This window comes from Vallitalea maricola, assembly GCF_036985595.1.
GTDB classification, from domain to species: domain Bacteria; phylum Bacillota; class Clostridia; order Lachnospirales; family Vallitaleaceae; genus Vallitalea; species Vallitalea maricola.
This window is the reverse complement of the sequence record NZ_BTPU01000013.1, coordinates 63,040-69,101: the sequence shown is the minus strand read 5'-3', so window position 1 is coordinate 69,101 and position 6,062 is coordinate 63,040. Positions and strand designations below refer to the sequence as shown.

The 6,062-nt window shown below is 29.5% G+C and carries 6 protein-coding genes; 5 read left to right on the top strand and 1 reads right to left on the bottom strand.

What is annotated here, in order from left to right:
* The first annotated feature begins 27 nt into the window (after nucleotides 1–27).
* The 3 genes from AACQ14_RS05005 to AACQ14_RS04995 all read left to right on the top strand — a co-directional run bounded on the left by AACQ14_RS05005 (nucleotide 28) and on the right by AACQ14_RS04995 (nucleotide 2,363).
* The gene (locus AACQ14_RS05005) at nucleotides 28–900 is read left to right on the top strand and encodes a hypothetical protein (RefSeq protein ID WP_339362481.1); all 873 of its coding nucleotides are present in this window, start codon (nucleotides 28–30) and stop codon (nucleotides 898–900) included.
* A gap of 153 nt (nucleotides 901–1,053) precedes the next feature.
* Nucleotides 1,054–1,605: a hypothetical protein gene (locus AACQ14_RS05000; RefSeq protein ID WP_339362480.1), complete on the top strand. Its 552-nt coding sequence runs from the start codon at nucleotides 1,054–1,056 to the stop codon at nucleotides 1,603–1,605.
* Between the two features lie 155 nt (nucleotides 1,606–1,760).
* Nucleotides 1,761–2,363 (top strand): hypothetical protein, encoded by a 603-nt coding sequence (locus AACQ14_RS04995; RefSeq protein WP_339362479.1) that lies wholly within the window; start codon nucleotides 1,761–1,763, stop codon nucleotides 2,361–2,363.
* A gap of 183 nt (nucleotides 2,364–2,546) precedes the next feature.
* Here AACQ14_RS04995 and AACQ14_RS04990 read toward each other — a convergent pair whose 3' ends face one another.
* Entirely contained in the window at nucleotides 2,547–2,957 is a 411-nt protein-coding gene (locus AACQ14_RS04990) for a DUF805 domain-containing protein (protein ID WP_339362478.1), read from the bottom strand.
* A 659-nt stretch (nucleotides 2,958–3,616) separates the two neighbouring features.
* Between AACQ14_RS04990 and AACQ14_RS04985 the strand changes: the two genes are divergently transcribed.
* Together AACQ14_RS04985 and AACQ14_RS04980 are read left to right on the top strand one after the other, a co-directional pair.
* Entirely contained in the window at nucleotides 3,617–4,552 is a 936-nt protein-coding gene (locus tag AACQ14_RS04985; protein WP_339362477.1) for a DUF5692 family protein, read from the top strand.
* A gap of 348 nt (nucleotides 4,553–4,900) precedes the next feature.
* Complete coding sequence (locus AACQ14_RS04980) at nucleotides 4,901–6,055, top strand: SLC5/6 family protein (protein ID WP_339362476.1); 1,155 nt, start codon at nucleotides 4,901–4,903, stop codon at nucleotides 6,053–6,055.
* Nucleotides 6,056–6,062: the final 7 nt, after the last annotated feature.

Below are 6,062 nucleotides of genomic sequence, written 5' to 3'. Positions count from 1 at the left end.
ACTTATTATACGAGGAGAGTAGTAATAATGAAAAAAATATTAACTGTATTTTTAATGGCAATTATTATCTTAAATACTAGCGCAATTTCGTATGCAAAAGCTCCAATTGATCTTAATGAAATTTATGCAAATGTGGATGCAAATTTAAATCTTACAGTAGAGCAAGTTGAAGGTCTATCAGAAGATGAATTAAATCAATATTTTAAAGAGGTATATAGTGTTGATCCAAGTGAATTTACATATGAAGATAAAATGACTGCTGTTGAAGCTGCTGCACTGTTGTCGGGAATCCAAAGATTCAATAGTATGAGATCATTTGATTCTAGTTATGAAAGAGTTTATACAACAAAATCAGCTATAAACAATTGTAATTATACTGGTTCAAAAGGTCTTGCTTGGGTTAGAGATACTACTAAAGATGGATCACCTCTTTCATTAGGAGAAATCTTATCAGGAGTATATACTTTGGAAGTTGACTTTTTACCATATACTGCAGCTGCCACTATATATGCTTTAGGTAGTGATTATAATTTTTTTGTTAGCGTAAAAAACGCAGCTGGAACTGCTGCAGCATCAGCCTTAATATGTAGCAAATTAAAAATCGAAGCTACAATACCTGCAGCTGTTATAAGTTTCGCTGTAAGTATGGGATGGGATATCTTAAATGCATTGGATAGAGATGCAATGAAGGATGTACTATTGAGTATGGATGCATCAGATTTAATGAAAGTAGATTTTGTAACTGCAAATAAAATAGTTACAAAATGTTATTCAAAATATACTACTGAAGTTGAATGGATTGATTCTGAAAAATGCTTTAAATATTTAGATATTGAAAATCCAACAGGTAAAAGTGGTAACTGGTATGGAGGACAACCAGGATATCTTTACTCATATTAATTTTAGTAGATTGATATATTGATATAATAAAATAGCATCTTGATTGTAGGATATTATCTTACTATCAGGATGCTATAAAGTATTTTACTATTTATTTAGTTGCTATATAAACCTTAATAATATCATGATTAGAGAAGGAGAAAGACTACTATAATGAAAACTAGAAAACCCGTTTTTATAATAATAATAATTATTTTCGTAGGCTATGTTATATTTGAATTATTAATCCATAAGGATACTTTATTATTCTCATTAAGAAGAGATTCCATAAATGATGATTATTGTATCGAGAATTATATCACCGTAGATAATCAAAACACTCAAACATTTATAGATAGTAATAATACGACGATTAGAGATATTGGATTGATTCTTGATATTACAAATGAGTATTTTACAGAAATAAAACCATTGGATGATGGTATAGATGTAGTTGAATTATATCAGGATGCTTTTACAAAATTAATGATGCTGGAATTATCGGAAGAATATTCTAAACTAAAGGATCAAGCATTGAGTTTTATAGTTGAGCATAGTAAAAATTTTATAGTTAAAATTAGTGATAAAGATGAAATTAATGAATTTAATATTGATATGGATAAGAAATATCAGTCAATGTTGGATGAAATATTATATATATGCAACGAAAAAAACATTGCTGTGACATATGATGAAGATAATAATATTATTTATTATAAGGAATGAGTAGCAGGATAAGTTCCTTTTGAATGTTATGGCATATGTTAAGATGTGTTTATTGAAAAGTAGGATTAGAAATGGTAAAATATGTAGTATATAAACAATTGGAGTTTATATACTACATTTTTTAATAGTAATCATATTAATAATGGGGAGGTAATATGAAATCAAAAAGCACACATATATTGGTTCCTATGGTAATCATTACAATGGCTATTTTATTTTCCAGCTGTGGAAAAAGTAATAAAGCATCTGATAAGATAGTAGTCAACGATAATATAATTCAAACAAAAGAATTCAGTGTGAATTCTGATTCAACAGATTTGAATACATCAGCAAATGGAACAGTATTTATAAAAGGAAGTGAAGGAATTCCAGAAGGCATACAGATTGTAGCTCATATAGAGGTAGATCCAGATGACTGGGGTGGTGTAGTATTCTATATCCCTAAGAAATGGAATATAGAAAGTATAAATAGCAGTTATCCAGAAAATCAAGATACAGCAAAGCCTGCAGACTACATAGCTACATTTAGTACTGGTGATACTGAGAGATATGAATGGGATAAATTTGTAGAGGTAGGAAGAGACCGAAGTCATATACCAACTGGAGGGGGTACTGGAACAGTCGTGATTGATTTAATTGCTGATAAGGATGTGATACAACAATCAGAAAAATTTAATATTACTGTTGCAGTTGGCTCAGATGAAAAAGATGGAACTAAGATAATGGAAACGGATAGTACTACAATAGAAATACCTTAAAGATGTTAGTTTTTTAATATAGATTGGATATGTTATATATAAAAACATATACAGTCTTTTTTATTTTTTAACATATTTCGTAAAATGTGCCCTATGGCTATCAAGAATAGTTTCTGCAAGCCAGGATGGAATATGAAATGGATAATATAGATTCAAATATTATAGAAGCATAGAATATTTATTCTATGCTTTCATTGTAAGGTAATAATCATAATTCAACGGGTTATCACCATATTTGTTTTCTCCATCAGTACCAGGTGCAAATAGAAGATACAATACAAAAATTCCAGAGACAATTCTTATGAATGGAATGAGATAGAGCAATTGAATTAGTGCTAACCATCCAGTTTTATTCAGGTCATGTAAACGCCTCACAGTGAGTGTTAATTTTGAAATAGAACATATTATAAGTATCATATAATAAATACCTATATAGATATATGTACTGGTTAGTGAAGTATCAATAATAATTTTATTCATTGCTATAAAATAAGCTATGACCATTATTATAGATAAGGGTATGTCATACAAAAAATATCTTAGACGATTGAGACGACCATTGAAATTAAAATACAATATTTTTAATTGTTTCACATTTCACCTCCTAATTGATAAATATAATTATATAATAGCATAAAATAATAAAAAGTTAAACGTTTGATATAATAATAATTTATTTTGGTTATTTGAATATATTATAAGACATTTAGATGTGTAATGCCACCAAAATAAAGATATATATGACTATTTAGAGAGTAAGAATAACTAGATTATATAAAAAAGTAATATTACTTATGCCGGTAAATAAAAATTATGAATCTATAATAGTTGATGAGAACTTATTCATTAATGGAAAAGTAATTGGGATATTAAAGACTAATATAATTTAGGGCATAGAATTAAAGATGTTAACATTATAGGTTAAACCATCATCAATGATTGAAAATAGCATTAAGCTCATTAAAGTATTAAATTCTAGATAGAGTTTTGTGTTAATTTTATTTAGTAAAGTTCAGCAGCAAGAAGTAAAGTTAAATAAATGTTAACAAGCATAGAAAATAAAATATCTAAAATTATTTGACATATATAAAAGTATAAAGTAAAATTATTATGTTTGTGACATATAATTATGTCTGTAGACAATAAAAAAACTAAATTTACAATATTTTATGTAACAATTTATAGTTGCCTACGAACAAATGTGTTAAAATTATATCAATGTTATAATCAATAATTTTAGGAGGCAAGGTAATATGGGTATTTTTTATGAAGCAACAAGTTTTTCAGGATGGGCAATTTGGCTTTTTGTTGTCTTTGCGTTAATGGCATTCAATGAACTTGGTCGTTCTACAAAATGGGGTGGAATAGTATTATTTTTAGTTGTTCCTATAGTATTAACTATCTCCGTTTGGCCAACAACTGCAGCTCCAGGAAATGAATATGGTACTGGTAATTGGTTTAATTGGGTAAAAACATATTCTGCTCTTGCAGGGTGTCTTGGTTTTATGGCTATTCGTTATATTCCATCACTGGCAAAGAAGAAATGGGTGTTATGCTTCCCGCCGCTTATCTTGGGACTTAATATATTTGAAGCAGCTTTTAGAGATTTTCAATGTTTTACATATGGAGCATGGAATGGAGAATACATAAACAATCTATGGGTGATGTCTGGACCATGGAATATCATGAATGGAATAGCAGGTATTCTTAATGTTATTGCCATATGTGGTTGGGTTGGTATTTTCATATCAAAAGATAAAACAAAGGATATGATTTGGCCTGATATGATATGGGCTTGGATCATAGCTTATGATATATGGAATTTCGCTTATACATATAACTGTATTGCAGATCATTCATTTTACTGTGGTTTAGCATTACTAATATCTTGTACAGTTCCTGCTTTCTTCATTAAAAGAGGAGCTTGGCTTCAACATCGTGCTCAGACACTTGCTTTATGGATTATGTTTGTTATGACTGTACCTTCATTTGCTGACCGTATAGCCCCAGTATCCACTACACACAATCCAACTGCGTTTTTTGTATTAAGCTTGTTGGCTCTAATCACAAATGCTGCACTTGTAATCTATCAATTCAATAAGATACGTAAAAACAGACTTAATCCATTGAAGGATGAGATATATGCAGATACTGAAACATATAAAAAAGTTGTAGCAGAAAATGTATAAGAGTGTATCAGCAGATATAAATTAGATTGATAATTATAAAATAAATATAGAATTATAATATACCACCTATAAGAATATATCACTCTTGAAGTAGACATTTTTATTATTCTAACTGCCTGCTTTAAGGGAAGAATATAAAACTGAATAGGTGGTTTCATTATGTTCAAAATCAATATCAACATATTATAAGCAGTAAGTATTAATGATTTTGAAATAGTATAAGCTGTTTGTATATGATATAATCAAATGAGTATGATTTATTTGCATTATGTTATTATAAACCATTTTATAACACAGAGATATTATATAAATAAATTGGTGTAGTAATAATGTTTGGGAGGATAAAAGATGAAAATACAAAGTGAAGCTGATTTTACTGTGTTTGAAGCAACAAGTATGATTGTTGGACACAGTATTGGTACAGGAATTATCGCAGTACCTTTTTTAGCAACTAAAAACAATTTGAGAGACGTTATATTAATGGTGATATTGGCATATTTCATAAACGTTGTCTTACATTTGATTATTGCGGAATTATCCTATAATAATGGTGGTGTTCAGCTAGTTAAGAGTTTTGAAGGAGAATTGTTCAGAGGTAAAGCAAAAAAAATATTTAGTTGGATTATGTTTACAATCTATGGATTAGCTATAGTTGTTGGTGTAAGTGGTAACATTAATGGTGGTGCTATGATAATCTGGAGCTGGCTTGACATACCATTTTCATTAGCTCAGCTCATATATTATATTCTAGCAGGCATAGTAGTATTTATGGGAATGAAGGCTGTAGGTATTGCTCAGAAGTATACGGTATCCTTATTGATAGTAATAGTGATTGCTATAAGTATTGGGACATTTGTGAAACCTATGAATGCTATTGGATCATCCAAAGTACATATCAATAATCTTCTAGGATTATATAGCATGGTTGTTTTTGCAACCTCTGCAAACCAAGCGGTAATTCAATCTGTAAAAGGATTGAAAGGAAATGTTAAAAAAATCAGGACTTCAATATTTTTAGGTTTTGCTATATCATCTATTTTTGTTTTAATTGTGACTATTACTGTTTTGTTGGGTGTAAATGGTTCACTAGATAAAGAATTAGCGTATCTACAACTAGGTGAAAATATTGGACGTTGGGCAGCTGTACTAGCAGGCTTGTTTTCATTATTTGCCCTTTTAACAACGTTTTGGTCAAATACTTTAAGTCTTCGTGATGTAGTCCATGAACAGATAGGAATAAATAATAAAGTTTGTTGGTTATTTGCTACAATACCATCATTACTCTTTGCCATATTTGGTGTAAATAGTTTTATTATCTTAACAAGGATAATGTCAGGCGTAGTGGTACTTGTAGCTGTCATGCTTGTATTTACTTATAATAGGTCTAGGAAAAAAGCTGGTGCTAGTCCAATCTGCGGTAGATTCGGAAAATTGGTATTTCAAGTTATCATGGTGATATCAACTATAATCTGTGCAGTTGGTGCCATGATACCTTTAACTTAATGAAGAG

Excerpts from the sequence above, each read along its gene's own strand:
- AACQ14_RS05005 (WP_339362481.1), top strand. The coding sequence starts at position 28 with ATGAAAAAAATATTAACTGTATTTTTAATGGCAATTATTATCTTAAAT.
- AACQ14_RS05000 (WP_339362480.1), top strand. The coding sequence starts at position 1,054 with ATGAAAACTAGAAAACCCGTTTTTATAATAATAATAATTATTTTCGTA.
- AACQ14_RS04995 (WP_339362479.1), top strand. The coding sequence starts at position 1,761 with ATGAAATCAAAAAGCACACATATATTGGTTCCTATGGTAATCATTACA.
- AACQ14_RS04985 (WP_339362477.1), top strand. The coding sequence starts at position 3,617 with ATGGGTATTTTTTATGAAGCAACAAGTTTTTCAGGATGGGCAATTTGG.
- AACQ14_RS04980 (WP_339362476.1), top strand. The coding sequence starts at position 4,901 with ATGAAAATACAAAGTGAAGCTGATTTTACTGTGTTTGAAGCAACAAGT.